The organism is Paenibacillus albidus, from assembly GCF_014644435.1.
Classification (GTDB): Bacteria; Bacillota; Bacilli; order Paenibacillales; family Paenibacillaceae; genus Paenibacillus_AQ; species Paenibacillus_AQ albidus.
This window is the reverse complement of the sequence record NZ_BMKR01000001.1, coordinates 369,107-384,910: the sequence shown is the minus strand read 5'-3', so window position 1 is coordinate 384,910 and position 15,804 is coordinate 369,107. Positions and strand designations below refer to the sequence as shown.

Sequence of the window (15,804 nt, the reverse complement as noted above, 5' to 3'; positions counted from 1 at the left end):
CGGTCGAGGGCTTATCCAAAATATATAGAACGCAAATTCGATTCGGATTCAGTTTTCAGGCGATCAAGCCTGGTAGGTATATTCCCTGATAGCTCAGTTGGTAGAGCACTCGACTGTTAATCGAGTTGTCACAGGTTCGAGTCCTGTTCGGGGAGCCATATGGAGAGGTGTCCGAGTTTGGCCGAAGGAGCACGATTGGAAATCGTGTAGGCGCCACAAGCGTCTCGAGGGTTCGAATCCCTCTCTCTCCGCCACTATATTTACAGTACGGCCCGTTGGTCAAGGGGTTAAGACACCTCCCTTTCACGGAGGTAACATGGGTTCGAATCCCATACGGGTCACCAATTCTTCACTTGATTTTTGGGTGCAGCATTTGGTATGATAACAATTGTTATTTCATGGAGGCTTAGCTCAGCTGGGAGAGCATCTGCCTTACAAGCAGAGGGTCGGGGGTTCGATCCCCTCAGCCTCCACCATAATGAATTACTTGATTACTGACGCGGGGTGGAGCAGCCCGGTAGCTCGTCGGGCTCATAACCCGAAGGCCGCAGGTTCAAATCCTGCCCCCGCAACCAAATTATCTTTAGCACTTATCTGGAACCGTGGTGTAGTTGGCCTAACATGCCTGCCTGTCACGCAGGAGATCGCGGGTTCGAATCCCGTCGGTTCCGCCATTATTATCTTATGGCTCGGTAGCTCAGTCGGTAGAGCAGAGGACTGAAAATCCTCGTGTCGGCGGTTCGATTCCGTCCCGAGCCACCATGTTTCATACAAAAGAATGCGCCATGCCGGTGTAGCTCAATTGGTAGAGCAACTGACTTGTAATCAGTAGGTTGGGGGTTCAAGTCCTCTCGCCGGCACCATCCTTGGAGGATTAGCGAAGTGGCCAAACGCATCAGACTGTAAATCTGCTCACGTAAGTGTTCGGTGGTTCGAATCCATCATCCTCCACCATTTTTAGGGGCATAGTTTAAAGGTAGAACAACGGTCTCCAAAACCGTTGGTGTGGGTTCAATTCCTGCTGCCCCTGCCAATCGTTCTTGATTCAATTTAATATGGCGGCCGTGGCGAAGGGGTTAACGCACCGGATTGTGGTTCCGGCATTCGTGGGTTCGAGACCCATCGGCCGCCCCATTACTTTATTGAGAATTGTATTGGAAGCTTCAAAGAATTAAATATGGCGACTGTGGCGAAGGGGTTAACGCACCGGATTGTGGTTCCGGCATTCGTGGGTTCGAGACCCATCAGTCGCCCCATTTATTTTAAAATGTACATTGGGGATTAGCCAAGCGGTAAGGCAACGGACTTTGACTCCGTCATGCATAGGTTCAAATCCTATATCCCCAGCCATTTTATGCGGACGTGGCTCAGCGGTAGAGCATCGCCTTGCCAAGGCGAGGGTCGCGGGTTCGATTCCCGTCGTCCGCTCCATTTTTTTATGTGGCGCCATAGCCAAGTGGTAAGGCAAAGCTCTGCAAAAGCTTTATCCCCAGTTCAAATCTGGGTGGCGCCTCCATTTATTTTAATAAGTTTGTGCCGGCGTGGCGGAATGGCAGACGCGCTCGACTCAAAATCGAGTGGGAAACCGTGGAGGTTCGAGTCCTCTCGCCGGTATTACTTTGATCGCTGACAGTCCATTAGATATTATTTCTAGTGGGCTGTTTTTATATTCTTATCACTTCATTCATTCTATTGGCCGAAGATACTTTGGAGCTGAACTCCAAGTGAAAATAAATATTTGCTGTAGTTGAATAACCGCTATGACCTAGCCATTCTTGAACTTCTTTCATGCTGACTCCACGTTCTTCTTGTTTCCTTTTACGGGCAAGCCTGTAGAAAGCCATTTATTTATGCGTTGTCCCTCCTCATGCTTATAGTTTAAAACCATATAGAAGTAGCCTTTTTTTCTCCTGTAAGTGACCTGCTACCACGTTCATAACCCTTCTTGGTAAGCAGCACCGATCCACCACTGAGTCTATAATTCCGGTCTTGTATTGGGTGCGCACATCGTTGGTCTGGAAGCTTCCAATATGATTGCTGAGATTGCTCTTGCAATCGAAATGGGTGCAACGCTTGAGAATATCGCGCGAACGATCCATGCGCATCCTACACTTGGCGAGATCGTGCTTGATGCAGCGGAAGTTGGCGCTCGGCCACCCAATCTGCAAATTTATTAAATAAACGGTTATCATCAATTGATGCAGTCATGCGATAGTAATTATTTTTTACGAGTCTCTTTTCCGAAGGAAAGGGGGCTAATACGACGGGTTAATCGAAAGGCTTGAACGTGAAGAATTCGATTTGGTAGCTGTGAGCCGGGCATTAATGGCTGATCCTGCTTATTGGTTTCGTGATTAAAATGACCAGATTAACTGTTGGAGCCAAGCTTTTTGTTCAACGGGTGAGTATGTCATAAAAATCCCTCCGATTTTTAGAGCCTGACTAATTCGGGCTTTAAAACGATGGAGGGATTTTTTTGTGAAATATTTGTCTTTTCAAGTTGCTTTTATACTATATGCTTCCCATTTATATAATGAGAGAACTAAAGGAAGGGGTTGTTGTCTTCCATGTAAATCCACTTGACGAAGTGGCAGATGAGCCCAATATTCAGCATAACATCCCCAAATACAGATCATTGCCGATAGAGGAAATTGCACAATTTTTCGGGGTCACAAGACAAGCGGTTTCGAAGTGATGCCGGAAACTCTCTTTCTGCAGGTGAGCCAGTGTGCGTATTTTACAGCGCATCATGCTAAAGGTATTTTCCACGCGGCGACAGGTGCGGGCAAACAAATTATCGTCCTCTGCGAAGGGCATGACAAGCACATTTAGAGGCACCCGATTTAGGTCCTTTCGCGACGAGAATGAGTCCATATTTAGAGACGGAGTTTAACATCAGTCCAATGCACATACTAAACCTGCAACACAGATTGGATTCAACGGATATAAAATTAGTAAGCGTTTCATCGTATAATAAACGCGAGGAGGAACAATATGTTTGATCACAGATCCTTACAATTACTCAATGTCATGGTTCATTATCCGAAGTTGTCAATTCCGGAGTTGAGACTTCAAATGAATCTGACCCCTCGACAATTTGCATATTCGCTCGACAAGCTAAATGACGGATTGACGAGTCACAGTTTGCCGAAGATTCAAGTGTTTCAGACGGGTTTTAAAATCGATGAACGAATTAAAGCCTATTGGAATCAGGAAGAGTTATCGCTCAATCGCAAGCAATTGATTTTTCAAGAGAATGAACGACTGTACCTGATTTATCTGTATACGTATATTCGGCGGGAGCAGATAGCGATTATTCATTATCAGTCGTTGCTCCAGGTTAGCAGGAATACGGCACTGGCAGATGTCAAAAAGCTTCGTGCGCTTTGCCAGGGGACAGGTGTCAAATTGTCGTATAACCGGACCAATGGTTTTAATCTTGAGGGAGAGGAACGGTACAAACGCCGGTTTGCATCGGTTTGTATCGGGTCGCTGTTACAGCTGCCAATGGGACGGTCGGGAATACAACAGGTGCTTGATAGCTGGAAATATGAAGATAAGAGTAAGGCGATCAGGCTTCATCTATCCGAAATGGCTAAAGAATATACGGTGGATTTTGTTGGCAATCGATTAGATCAACTCATTTATGAACTGTTATTTCTGCAATTCCGCTACGGACGTCATCATTTGACTCTGCCAAAAAAACAAATCCAATTAATTAAAACGCAGCCTTTGTTTCACATGGGCAAAGCTTTATCAGCTTATTTATTCGATGAAGTGACGGAGACGGAGATCATTTATCTGACCATTCAATTGTTGTCGGCTACGCAGGGCATATCTCACATTCATCCGAATGAAGAGCTGATTAATGTCTCAGACGCGATTATTCATGAAGTCGAACGTTTGACATTTGTGCCATTCAAAGAAAAACATATATTACAGTCGATCCTATATAAACATTTAGTGCCGGCATACTTCAGGATTATGTGTGAAGTACCATTATCTAATCCGTTGATTGACACAATCCAAACGGAACACGGTGTGCTTTTTAGACTTGTTAAACAGGCTTTGAAGCCATTTTCAGACTATACTGGTCAATTGATTTCAGATGAAGAAATCGGATATTTTACAATTTTGTTCGGTGGACATGTTCGGAAATTAGAAACAAAAGCTAAAGTATATCGGGCGACCATCGTATGTCCGAATGGAGTCAGTTCATCCATGATGCTGCAGACGCAATTGCGTCAGTTATTTCCGTACCTGCATTTTACCGAATCACGCTCAGTGGCAGAAATGGAAAAGATATCCTCGGATAGTTACGACATGATTTTCTCAACTATTTATTTGGAGTCGCCTAAACCTGTTTACTTGACGCGGCCATTATTGACTGCATTGGAAGAAGAGTACTTGCAGCAAGCTGTCGCAGCTGATTTTAATCTGCCGGATCAATCCAATGTATCTATTGATGAGTTTATGGCCACCATCCGCAGACACGCCACAATTAAGAACGAAAGAGCGCTTTATGAAGAACTGACAAAACATTTACGGAAAAGTTACTCGACTGAAAGGAGTTATACCCCTATGCTTTTCGAGCTTTTAACGGCAGATAAAATTCATTTCACCAAGGCTTCGCTTGACTGGAGAGAAGCGATAACTCTGGCGGCGAAGCCGTTAGAGGAACAACATTACATTACGTCAGACTATACGCAAGCGATGATTGATCGGGTTTTGGAAATAGGCCCATTTATTCATGTTGGCAAAGGGATAGCGATTCCTCATGCACGCCCTGAACAAGGTGTAGAAAAGCTGGGAATGTCGCTTCTGCGGTTGGAGGAACCTGTACTGCTGCTTGATCAGAAGGAACATGCCATTGACATGTTTATATGTCTCGCAGCCATTGATAATAAGCTGCATTTAAAGGCGTTGACGGAATTAACGTCGTTCCTGGTCAATGAGGAATCATTGCAGCGTTTGAAAAATGCCACAACAGCAGATGAAATCATAGCCATGATGCAGAAAAAAGGAGAAGATAAAAAATGAGAATTTTAACGGTATGCGGTTCAGGATTGGGAACCAGCTTCATGGTAGAGATGAACATACAACAGTTGTTGAATGAAATGGGTGTGAATGGTGTGGAAGTAGATCATTCAGATCTGGGTTCTGCAACGCCAGAACGTGCGGATGTGTTTTTCCTCGCAAAAGATATTGCTGAAGGTGGTGCAAGCCTGGGGAATGTAGTGGTTCTGGACAACATTATCGATCTGAATGAGCTTAAAACCAAATTAACAGCTGTCCTGAAAGAATATAATTTACTGTAGGGGAGAAGGGACATATGGACAAATTTTTAAAAGTATTAGTCGATGTTTTAAGTGAACCTTCCGTATTAATCGCTTTGATTGCTTTGGTGGGTTTGCTTGCGCAGCGAAAAAGTCTCTCGGATATTCTTAGAGGAACAACAAAAACATTTGTTGGGTTTCTTGTGATTTCAGCAGGCGCGGGTGTTCTTGCGGGGGCGCTCGCACCATTTGGCGAGATGTTCAAAGCCGCCTTTAATGTAAGCGGTATCGTGCCGAATAATGAGGCTATTGTGGCGCTTGCAGTAAATGAATACGGTTCCTCTACAGCATTAATTATGTTTTTTGGCATGATTGTGAATCTGCTTATTGCACGTTTCACACGATTTAAATACATCTTTTTAACAGGTCATATTACGCTCTACATGTCCTGTATGATTTCCATCATCTTGACGGTCAGCGGTTTCACATCCGTACCCCTAATTCTCTTTGGTGCTCTTACGGTGGGTATATTTATGTCACTGTCACCGGCGGTGGTTCAACCGTTTATGCGTAAATTAACCGGTAATGATAATGTGGCGCTTGGTCATTCCGGGGCAGTGGGCTTTGCAGTTGGCGGCTGGGTTGGCATGCTGGTCAAAGGCAAGAAGGAGATTACATCCACGGAAAAAATCAATTTTCCGAAGGGACTCGGTTTTTTAAGGGATAGTACCGTCAGTATTGCTCTAACTATGGCTGTGTTCTATGTGGTTGTAGCCCTTTTTGCAGGTGCCGATTATGTAGAAAGTAATTTAAGCGACGGGAAAAATCACATCCTGTTTGCACTGCTTAAGGCAGGAACATTCTCCGCTGGTGTCTTTGTCATCTTGTCGGGCGTACGCTTGGTGTTAGCCGAGATCGTACCGGCATTTAAAGGGATATCCAGTAAAATTGTACCTAATTCGAAACCGGCGCTGGATGTTCCAATTATTTATACCTATGCTCCAAACGCTGTGTTAATCGGCTTCTTCTCCAGTTTTGCTGGCGGTATTGTCAGCATGCTGATTATGGCTATGACAGGTGGAATTGTAATTTTGCCAGGAGTTGTTCCTCACTTCTTCACAGGGTCGGCGGCAGGTGTCTTTGGAAATACAACAGGCGGTGTGCGCGGTGCAATTCTAGGGTCCTTTGCCAATGGCGTATTAATCAGTTTCATGCCGATCCTATTGATACCTGCATTTGGTGAGCTGGGGCTGGCTAATGCAACATTCTCCGACTCTGACTTTGGTGTAGTGGGCGTGTTCTTAAGCGGGCTATACAATATGGGTGGCAAAATGTTCACGATGATCGGTATCGGCCTGGTATTGTTGATCATGTTATTAGTAAGTTTGCGTAAGCAGAATAGCAAAGCCGAACAAGCTTCAGAAATCTAATCCGGAAATGAGGAACTACAACATGGAATTTAATGCACTGGATATTCAAGCGGTAACAGCCATACGGACCCTATCACTGGATGCAATTGATAAGGCAAACTCTGGTCATCCCGGATTGCCTTTAGGCGCAGCACCTATGGCTTATGCACTATGGTCGCAAGCCCTGCTTGTAAATCCTGGTAACCCGCAATGGGAGAATCGTGATCGGTTTGTTTTATCGGCAGGTCATGGATCTATGCTGCTGTATAGTTTGCTACATTTATCAGGTTTTGATGTGACACTAGAAGATTTGCAGCAATTTCGCCAATTTGGCTCACGGACACCGGGACATCCTGAAGTCGGACACACAGATGGGGTGGAAGCAACCACAGGCCCTCTTGGGCAAGGGGTCGCGATGGCTGTGGGTATGGCACTAGCAGAGAGGCATTTAGCGGGTTTATATAATAAAGATTCGTTCCCGGTCGTTGATCATTATACGTATTGTCTGTGCGGAGATGGTGATCTAATGGAAGGGGTGGCTAATGAAGCTATTTCACATGCAGGTCATGAGCAATTGGATAAGCTGATTATGCTGTACGATTCCAATGATATTTCATTGGATGGAGAATTGAGTCTTTCGTTCTCGGAGAATATTAAGCAGCGATTTGAGGCCAGCGGCTGGCAGCATCTTTTGGTAACAGACGGAAATGATTTGGCAGAAATAACGGCTGCGATAGAATTGGCGCGAGAGAACCACACTGAGCCAACTATTATTGAAGTGAAGACGGTAATCGGTTTTGGTTCACCACATGCCGGAACTCATAAAGTCCACGGTTCTCCACTAGGAGAAGCTGGTTCGGCAGCAGCAAAATTAAGCTATCAATGGGCACTCCCTGCCTTCACTGTACCGGATGAGGTCTACGCACACTTCCGTGGAAAAGTAGCAGACAGGGGTGCCAAAGCCGAAGCTGACTGGCAGGTGTTAATGGCCGACTATGAACACAATTATCCAGAATTGGCTAAACAGTTTAAAGACAGTCATCGGCATGTGTTGCCGGACGAATGGTACAAACTATTGGAGAATTATGAAGCCAGCTCCAGTAAGGCGGGCCGGGATACGAGCAGTGACATTCTGAATTTGCTTGCACAGCAGGTTCCCTATTTATTTGGAGGATCAGCCGATCTTGCAAGCTCGAATAAGACATTGATTGCCGGAGATGGGCGGTTTTCAAAATCAGACCCGGCGGCCCGCAACATTTGGTTTGGAGTTCGCGAGTTTGCGATGGGAGCGGAAATGAACGGTATTGCGCTGCATGGCGGGTTAAGGATTTATGGAGGAACGTTCTTTGTCTTCTCGGATTATTTAAAAGCAGCCATCCGGTTAGCGGCTTTGCAACAGCTGCCAGTTATTTATATCTTGACTCATGATTCAATCATCGTAGGAGAAGACGGACCCACTCATGAACCGGTCGAACAACTGGCTGGCCTACGGGCTATGCCGAATTTAAATGTGATCCGTCCTGCTGATGGTAATGAAGTGACCGCTGCTTGGCATGTGGCGATGACATCTTCTTCGACTCCGACAGTACTTGTTCTAACACGCCAGGCTTTGCCCATTCTTAAAGGCAGTTTAGAAAAAGCACCGGAAGGCGTTAAACGAGGCGGGTACGTATTATCCCCTGCATCAACGAATATACCTGATTTAATACTGATTGCAAGCGGTTCAGAGGTAGAACTGGCTATTAAAGCGCAGAATATTTTAGAAAATGATGGAATTTCTACTTCGGTCGTAAGTCTGCCGAATACCTCAGCTTTCGATAAACAGGATGAAGCTTACAAAGAAAGTGTCCTGCCAAAAGCAGTACGTGCCCGCGTTGGCGTTGAAATGGGGGCAAGCTTCGGTTGGGAAAGATATATCGGACTTGACGGAAAAATGCTGGCTATTGACCGCTTCGGTGCGTCCGGTAAAGGAAGTGAAGTCGTAGCGGCTTACGGATTTACTGTGGACAAAGTCGTTGCGTTAGCGAACGAGGTACATGCCTCCATGGAGCAATCCATGGATTAATAGAACGCCAGAGCTTTATTCAGAATTACTAACTGAGCGCGCTACCGATGTTCAAGCGGGACGCGCTGGTTTTAGTTTGTACAGGCAATGTGGGGAGATTTGAGACTATTGAACATGTGCAACAGTCTATTCCATTATTTTGAATAGCAAGATCGCAAGATAAGATTTTCAACTTAAAAATAATCCGAGAAATAGGGTGTCTGCTGTTCAATCGCATCCTCCAGCATATCCAACGTTGTCGGGCTGCATGTAATCCGCCCAATCTTATGAAGATAATCCGGCCTCTTGTACCCCAGCAGCATTGTTGTCATGGTCTGGATATTGATCCTTGCGCTGCTGCGTTCTGTCGTGGGGAAAACCTCGCCTTTTCCATTAGGGTGAATTCGCAAGGTAAAGGTTCCCTGGTTCCATGAAAGCAGCGGATCATCCAGTGTAAAAGTCCATTCTCGCTCTCCTGAATTCGGCTTAAAGGGATATTGAGCAATAAACTGTTCCAAATCCACAATCCGAGCCATGTAATAGGGGGATATGGTTTCTTTGATATCTGCGTCCTCCAATAAAAATGCCAGCGGCTCATCCGTGTGGATATTGCCTACGACCTTTGAAATCATGGAAAAGTGTGCGCTGATAAAATTCCATAGTCCGCTGCGGGCTTCTTCATTGACGAATATCATGTCCTTGATATGGAAGACTTCGTCTTCTATCCAGTAAAGGATATAACCATCTGGTTGCCTATCATCATTGTAATAAACAGCGGCTGTCAGGTCATCTGAATCCCACCGCCAGTATTCATTCCAGGCCAAATCCCCTCGCAGCATTGCGCCGTGGGTTTGGAGGGAAAAACGCTCATAGACTTCTTTTACATCATCGCTTTTGATATCGACCCGTTCCACCTCTCCAGAGACCTGCTTGTTTTTAGTTAACTGATAATCGTTCACTTCAAAGACTATTTTATCGGAGATAATCTCCCAGCCCTTTTTGCGGTAGTAGGGAATGGAATAGGGATACAAATAGGAAATCGACTGCTTTTTCTCCCGCATATTCGCCAATGACTGATACAGTAACTTGTGCATCAAGCCTTGACTTGAATATTCCGGGAAGGTACCGACGCCGGTAAGCCCTCCCATGTCATAGGTACGATTGAATATCCTGACCTGAAAGGGGTAAACCGCCACTTGAGACACCAGTTTATCCCCGTAAAACCATCCCAGAACATCTGCCTGCTCCAGAACAGGAGACTTGGCGTGAACCATGTCTCGTTCTTCCCATCCGATCTTATGGAGATCATTATTGGTTACTTGGAAAACATATCGCAGCAGTTGGTTGTACTGCTCCAGATGCGTCACATCGACCTTTTGCATTTTGAACAGTTTTTTTCGACTCATTCCGTTCTCCTTATTTTGAATTAATGTGTACCGCTCAAATTCATTTTATTATCCTTCCGACTTATTTGCTTAATATTCATACCAGTAATGGATATCGGGTTTTTGTGTACTTTAAGGATGGAAGGACTATGGCGTGGAAAATTATTTATTTCATGTTCATCGGCAGATGCTAGTGTGTTCTCACGCGCATAGTGGGCAAATTAATAATTAGTAAAGGGAAGTTCTCCAACTATTCTAGCGCTTCCTTTGTTGAATGCCGATTGTTAAAGCAAGCCGCGAATGACCACACACAGCAGAGCAGCGATTCTCCGGGTAACGGAAGAATCGCTGCTCTGCTGTGTTTAGGGCGGTTTCTACGATAACAGAAGCCGTTACTCGATGACCACCATCTGATGGTTCTCCAGAGAAGGGACCCTGTACGTAAGCACATGGTCGACAACGCTGAAGGCAAGGCCGGTCTGCTGCGGAGCGAGGTAGACACGGGTAGGCACTGTAGGCAGACGCAAGGTAACCTGAATGTCATAAAGCGGGACGATATCCTCGATGACCTCCACGCGGCCTTTTTTAACCGGATTTGCGTAGAGCAGATGATTCACATAGCGGTTCCCGGCCTGCTGATGCTGCAGGGTGGCTATCCCCTGTGCAGGCAGGTCTGTCTGCAGTGTGGCTTCCGGCAAAAGCAGGCCAAGTGCATGCTTCACCATCTCCTTGAGAATCAGATGGCCGTTGTCGGCATAATCGCTGAACACATTCCAGGCGATATAGATGCTGCTGTCAGTAGCAACCATACCCGGCCCGGCAGGATGTTGGTCGCTTGGCGTATGCAGGTGGGAGCAGAAGGTGAACACATCGCGGTTAAAATAAGGATTCTCTTGTTGGCCCAGCACCCGGCCGGAGGCTGTAAGCTTTACCATCTGCCCTTCGGAATACATTACGAAGGACGCCGGCAGCAGAGCGCCGGGTGTAAAGTCAGGGCGGAAGTAGTTCGGCTTGTATTCGTTCCGGCCCAGCCAGGTTACGCCCAAGTCCAGCGCGAAGCCGTCTCCGTTCAGCGTCAGCCCGGACCGTCCGGTGGCCAGTACTTTGCCGCCTTGTTCCATGAACTTCCCGATCTTGGCTGCCAGCTCCGGCCAGAGCATAATGCCGTCGGGCAGCAGCAGCACTTTATAAGCAGCAAAGTTTGCGGATGCATCGACCACATCATATAAATAATGGCTCTCATTCAGCATCCGCACAACACCGATATCAGCTGGATTGTTGCGGTTCTGTGGTCCGCCCAGCCGGCCGGGCGCCTGCTCCAGCACCGCTTCCAGCGACAGAACAGCGATATCGGCTACATTGGCCACCCCGCTGCACCAGGCTTCCTTGGCTTCCACCTCCGCATAGGCAAAGCCGATCAGGCTGTAGGTGGCTTCATCCATTAGACCGCGCGGATGCAATTGATCGCCGATGGAGCATTTGGCTCCGTGGGCCAGACTTAGAGCCGCCTCAAAACGCAGGGCATTCGGATGCTTATAGCCGCCGAACTCGCCCCAGGAGGTATGGAATTTGCCGGTCATCCCAAGGTACTCCAGCCCGAGTGACTGGACATAACGCGCAGACAGCGGGAAATGATCGTAGCCCCAGCCGCCGGTGGGCAGGGATTCCAGCTCGAGGTGGGTGTTGACTGTCACCAGATCGCGGCGTCCCCGGGTCTGGTGTCCGGCATTGTGGAAGATGGGAAGTCCAGGCTTGATGGCATGGACTGTCTCCATCACCCGGCGGGTATATTCCAGATAGGTCCGCTCGCCGAGTGCAAGCACCTGTTGTTCATTGCGCGGGTCTTCTCCCGCCTGCAGCAGTGTGTCGACACAGTGATGGCAATAACATTTGCGTGCACCGACAATATCGAGAAAGATACCGTCGGCATCATAACGGGTAACGACTTCCGTGATCTGTGCCAGCAAAATATCGAGGAATGGTGTGTTGAAGCAGAATTCATGATAACCGGGCTCCATAAAGCCTTTGACCCAGCGGGTCTGGTCCTCGGCGCTGCGGATCAGCCATTCCGGATGTTGCCGGGCCAGCCGTTCGTCCAGTCCTGCCGAGAGATAGACCGGGGTTTTGACGTCGATCTCATGAGCGGCCCCGATCATCGCCCCCAGCAGGTCGAAATCAAGACCCGGATGCTGCTTATTGGCCTCGCTGGGATGGTAGGCCCAGCCATGATGGCATTTGGAGAAGACGGTGATCGAATCGACATGTCCTAAGCGCAGCATGGCCTGAAACTGCTCTTTTGAGAACTGGCGCCCGATTTCCGGGATTGCCCCGGAGGTATGGAAATCCAGATGAACCTGACGAAAACGCATAAATGAACAGCCCCTATGCTAATGGTATGAAATAAGCTCCCAGTAAATGTAACGCTTTTTCAGGTGAGGGAATAGTGCTAATATAGACCTCAAATAGCACAGAATCGACTTATCACAGGGAGGGACAAGGATGTTATGTCTGGAATTCACGATCCCGCCGCTGCCGCAATTTGTAATGGTGGGACATGCGGTCTGGCAACCGGGGAACCAGCATTTTCAGCGGACTTTCGGCGTATATGACCTGCTGCTGGTCAAGCGGGGAACGTTGTATATGACGGAAAGTGGCACGGCCTACGCTGTCAGGGCGGGGATGATGCTGCTGCTGGAAGCCGGGTTGCCGCATTACGGGCATCTTCCTTGTGAGGAGGAAACGGAGATTTATTGGGTGCATTTCGTACATGGACAGCAAACGGAGCTTATGGAGCAGGAAGCCATTCCCTGGTCTTCCCTGATTTCGAAGGGAACCGTGGAGGACCAGGCTCCGACTCCGCTTCAGCATCTGTATCTTCCGAAATTTGCCCAGGTGGAGCTGCAGCTGCTTGCGCCTATTCTGGATGAATTGAACGAGGTGCATAATCACCTGTGCGGAGGGAATGCAATCCGGCTGCACTTGCTGCTCACCCGGCTGTTCACGGCGCTGCAGGAGGAATGCTCGCGAAATCTGCTGCTGGCGCCATCCGCCCGGCTGAACCAGGCGGCGGTGAACTATTTGAATCAGCATTGGCGGGAGCCCTTTGACTCGGCGGGGATGGAGAGGGCACTGCATTTCCAGTTCGATTACATCACACGCTGCATGAAAAAGCATACCGGAACCACCCCGCTGCAGTACGTGCTGCACCTGCGGCTGGAAGAAGCAAAGAAGCTGTTGAGCCATACACAGCTGTCCATCCCCGAAATAGCCGAGGCCATCGGCATTCCCGATTTCAATTATATGACGCGGCAGTTCTCCGCCAAGCTGGGCATGACACCGGGAGCGTACCGCAGAAGGCAGCAGACCGGGGGAAGTACCTTATAAATAAGGGTGGACTCGAACAGGTTTATTTGGTTTTGTTGCTGACCCGAAACGTGCGCGGGGTCTGACCAATCTCGCGTTTGAACATGTTGCAGAACTGGGCATCATTCACAAAGCCGGCGTTAGCCGAGATTTCGGAGATCGGCATTTGAGTGTGCCGCAGCAGTGACTTGGCATAATCCAGTCGTTTCAGCAGAAGATAACGGAGTGGGGAAAGGCCGAACCGTTCCTTGAAGATATGCCGGAAGCGGTCATAGCTGTACCCGGACATATCGGACAGGGTCTTGACGGACAATTTATTCCGGTAGTGCTCATCCATATAGTTCAGAACATACTGAACCCGGTCTTCTGAAGGCGAGGGGGAATGTCCCGCTCCCAGCAACCGCAGGAGATGAACGATGATTTCGCTCATCTGCAGGTTCATCAGCTCAGTGAAGCCGTCTTGCTTGCGGGAGAATTCAGCTTTCATCCGCAGCAGAATCTGCAGCACCGTTTGTTCCTTGTCGTCCTCGTAGACACCCGAGAGTGCACTCAGGTTCGGGTGATCGCAAATAAACCCCACGAATAGCAGCTCCGCTCCCGGTGTATGCTTCTCGTCATGCTTGAAGTTTGGCGGAATCAAAGCAAAGGATGAGGAGCGAAAATGATAGTTCCGCGCGCCCACATTGGATGAGCCCAGGGCATGAATATAGTACACTAACTCGTAGCATTCATGCTGATGCGGCGGAATATAAGTATTAGGCTCATGCGCTGCACTTACAATATATAGAACACGATCCATGATGACCCTCCATCATTTTATCTTTTAGCCAAATCGTACAAAAATATGACCGAAAGTATATAATTTTTTGCAGTGATATTTGTTATGATCTTATCAATTAACCGGAAGATTAACAACCTGACTGGCCATCTCGTTCGGAAATTGACCGGTTTTCAAGCAAATGTAACATGAAAATGTACGTTTTTGAAAGAAAAGCTGTAAATTTCATAGGCCTTATCATTTTGTTTTCTTTGGAGGCCGTTCGGATACCTGGCGTAAATCATGCAATTGTCTCAGGATTGACCAACTACAAACAGGGGTGTGACAGGGAAATGAAAAAGAATGTTCTGGTTTTGTTGTTAGTGGCAGTAATGGTACTGGTAACCGCATGTGGGAGCAATTCATCCAATAACAGCACCGGCACGAACAGCGGAACAAACACTGCAGAAGAGGGAAGTGCCGAAGGCAAGCTGAAGGTCGTATTGCTGATTCCCGGGACCCTTGGCGACAAATCCTTTTTCGATGCAGCCAACAACGGTCTCCAGAAGGTGAAAGCGGAACTGGGAGCAGAGACAAAAGTTGTAGAGATGGGCACCGACAAAACGAAGTGGGAGCCTACTTTTAACGATATTGCCGCTGAAGAATGGGATGTTATTATCTCCGGCGGATCGGAAATTACCGAGATGTTCAATGCAACGGCTGAAGCCAATCCGGACAAAAAGTTCATCAACTACGATACCGATATTGAAGAAGCCCCGGCCAATATGTACAACATGTCCTACTCGACGAATGAAGTCTCTTTTCTTGCGGGTGCCGTAGCGGCGTTGGCAACAAAATCGGACATGCCTAATGCGAATCCTGAGAATGTAATCGGCTTTGTAGGCGGTATGGACATCCCTGGGATCAACGCCTTTCTTGTAGGATACATTCAGGGTGCCCAATATGTTGATCCGGATGTAAAGGTGGCTGTTTCTTATGCAGGCGACTTCGTGAACCCGGCCAAAGGCAAAGAATTATCGCTGATTCAATACAACTCTGGCGTGGATGTTATTTTTAACGTTGCCGGCGGAACCGGACTTGGGATCTTTGATGCCGCGAAGGAAAAAACTCAATATGCCATCGGCGTCGATTCCGACCAGGCTGCACTGCTTAAGGATACCGATCCTGAAAAAGCAAACCTGATCGTCACTTCGGCCATCAAGAAGATCGACAGTGCAATTCTGGGGGCGGTCACCAAAATCCAGGACGGCACACTTGAAATGGGCAAACGTGATGTGCTTGGTTTTGTAGAAGAAGGTGTGGGTATTGCGGAAAATGATATCTACAAAGATGTGTTCCCTGCCGATCTGCAAGCCAAGGTAGAAGAAGTGAAGCAAAAGCTGATTAATAAAGAAGTTACTGTTGATAATGCAATGGGCATGGAGACCTCGGAAGTAGAAGCGATCCGTAATGCTGTTAAGCCTTAATTGAACAAATACAACTACAGTTGGGGTCCATCTTCAGGGAACGGATTCCAACTGTCTGTTGTTGCAGACCTCCAAGTGAAAGG

Annotated in this window: 9 protein-coding genes, 16 tRNA genes and 2 pseudogenes; 24 read left to right on the top strand and 3 right to left on the bottom strand. The window is 47.6% G+C overall.

The features are described from left to right. The first annotated feature begins 82 nt into the window (after window positions 1-82). From IEY53_RS01755 to tkt, 22 genes and pseudogenes are all read left to right on the top strand, one after another. Window positions 83-158 (top strand) — tRNA-Asn (locus tag IEY53_RS01755). A 3-nt stretch (window positions 159-161) separates the two neighbouring features. Further along, window positions 162-254: transfer RNA gene (locus IEY53_RS01750), tRNA-Ser, on the top strand. Window positions 255-269: 15 nt separating this feature from the next. Further along, window positions 270-344 (top strand) — tRNA-Glu (locus IEY53_RS01745). A 56-nt stretch (window positions 345-400) separates the two neighbouring features. Further along, a tRNA-Val gene (locus IEY53_RS01740) sits at window positions 401-476 on the top strand. Between the two features lie 22 nt (window positions 477-498). Then, a tRNA-Met gene (locus IEY53_RS01735) sits at window positions 499-575 on the top strand. 21 nt (window positions 576-596) lie between these two features. Then, a tRNA-Asp gene (locus IEY53_RS01730) sits at window positions 597-674 on the top strand. 12 nt (window positions 675-686) lie between these two features. Next, window positions 687-762, top strand: a tRNA-Phe gene (locus tag IEY53_RS01725). A 25-nt stretch (window positions 763-787) separates the two neighbouring features. Then, window positions 788-863 (top strand) — tRNA-Thr (locus tag IEY53_RS01720). 5 nt (window positions 864-868) lie between these two features. Then, window positions 869-954 (top strand) — tRNA-Tyr (locus IEY53_RS01715). A gap of 5 nt (window positions 955-959) precedes the next feature. Further along, window positions 960-1,033: transfer RNA gene (locus tag IEY53_RS01710), tRNA-Trp, on the top strand. A 25-nt stretch (window positions 1,034-1,058) separates the two neighbouring features. Further along, a tRNA-His gene (locus IEY53_RS01705) sits at window positions 1,059-1,134 on the top strand. Between the two features lie 46 nt (window positions 1,135-1,180). After that, a tRNA-His gene (locus IEY53_RS01700) sits at window positions 1,181-1,256 on the top strand. Window positions 1,257-1,275: 19 nt separating this feature from the next. Then, window positions 1,276-1,350, top strand: a tRNA-Gln gene (locus IEY53_RS01695). Between the two features lie 6 nt (window positions 1,351-1,356). After that, window positions 1,357-1,431: transfer RNA gene (locus IEY53_RS01690), tRNA-Gly, on the top strand. An 11-nt stretch (window positions 1,432-1,442) separates the two neighbouring features. Further along, window positions 1,443-1,516, top strand: a tRNA-Cys gene (locus IEY53_RS01685). A 19-nt stretch (window positions 1,517-1,535) separates the two neighbouring features. Continuing rightward, window positions 1,536-1,614: transfer RNA gene (locus tag IEY53_RS01680), tRNA-Leu, on the top strand. Window positions 1,615-1,979: 365 nt separating this feature from the next. Then, window positions 1,980-2,181 (top strand): annotated as a pseudogene (locus IEY53_RS01675) (oxidoreductase dimerization domain-containing protein); the annotation flags it as partial. A gap of 43 nt (window positions 2,182-2,224) precedes the next feature. Further along, window positions 2,225-2,343: pseudogene (locus tag IEY53_RS35985) on the top strand (FMN reductase); the annotation flags it as partial. Between the two features lie 651 nt (window positions 2,344-2,994). Beyond that, window positions 2,995-5,040: a BglG family transcription antiterminator gene (locus tag IEY53_RS01670; protein WP_189021873.1), complete on the top strand. Its 2,046-nt coding sequence runs from the start codon at window positions 2,995-2,997 to the stop codon at window positions 5,038-5,040. After that, complete coding sequence (locus IEY53_RS01665; RefSeq protein WP_189021872.1) at window positions 5,037-5,318, top strand: PTS sugar transporter subunit IIB; 282 nt, start codon at window positions 5,037-5,039, stop codon at window positions 5,316-5,318. Before IEY53_RS01670 ends, IEY53_RS01665 begins: the two co-directional genes overlap by 4 nt. A gap of 14 nt (window positions 5,319-5,332) precedes the next feature. Next, window positions 5,333-6,706 carry a PTS ascorbate transporter subunit IIC gene (gene ulaA, locus IEY53_RS01660; RefSeq protein WP_189021871.1) on the top strand — a complete coding sequence of 458 codons (1,374 nt, stop codon included), beginning with the start codon at window positions 5,333-5,335 and terminating at the stop codon, window positions 6,704-6,706. Between the two features lie 22 nt (window positions 6,707-6,728). Next, the gene (gene tkt / locus IEY53_RS01655) at window positions 6,729-8,750 is read left to right on the top strand and encodes a transketolase (protein WP_189021870.1); all 2,022 of its coding nucleotides are present in this window, start codon (window positions 6,729-6,731) and stop codon (window positions 8,748-8,750) included. 173 nt (window positions 8,751-8,923) lie between these two features. Here the strand turns inward: tkt and IEY53_RS01650 are convergent, their stop codons facing one another. Then, window positions 8,924-10,135, bottom strand: a complete 1,212-nt coding sequence (locus IEY53_RS01650; protein WP_189021869.1) for a GNAT family N-acetyltransferase — start codon at window positions 10,133-10,135, stop codon at window positions 8,924-8,926. A 371-nt stretch (window positions 10,136-10,506) separates the two neighbouring features. Further along, a complete protein-coding gene (locus tag IEY53_RS01645) occupies window positions 10,507-12,483 on the bottom strand; it encodes an alpha-amylase family protein (RefSeq protein ID WP_189021868.1) in 1,977 nt (658 codons plus the stop codon). Window positions 12,484-12,613: 130 nt separating this feature from the next. On the opposite strand from IEY53_RS01645, the gene IEY53_RS01640 reads away from it, so the two are divergent. Then, window positions 12,614-13,498 carry an AraC family transcriptional regulator gene (locus IEY53_RS01640; protein WP_189021867.1) on the top strand — a complete coding sequence of 295 codons (885 nt, stop codon included), beginning with the start codon at window positions 12,614-12,616 and terminating at the stop codon, window positions 13,496-13,498. Window positions 13,499-13,520: 22 nt separating this feature from the next. Here the strand turns inward: IEY53_RS01640 and IEY53_RS01635 are convergent, their stop codons facing one another. Beyond that, complete coding sequence (locus IEY53_RS01635) at window positions 13,521-14,276, bottom strand: helix-turn-helix domain-containing protein (RefSeq protein ID WP_189021866.1); 756 nt, start codon at window positions 14,274-14,276, stop codon at window positions 13,521-13,523. A 311-nt stretch (window positions 14,277-14,587) separates the two neighbouring features. Here IEY53_RS01635 and IEY53_RS01630 point away from each other — a divergent pair, with 311 nt between their 5' ends. Further along, window positions 14,588-15,721: a BMP family ABC transporter substrate-binding protein gene (locus IEY53_RS01630; protein WP_189021865.1), complete on the top strand. Its 1,134-nt coding sequence runs from the start codon at window positions 14,588-14,590 to the stop codon at window positions 15,719-15,721. Window positions 15,722-15,804 lie beyond the last annotated feature (83 nt).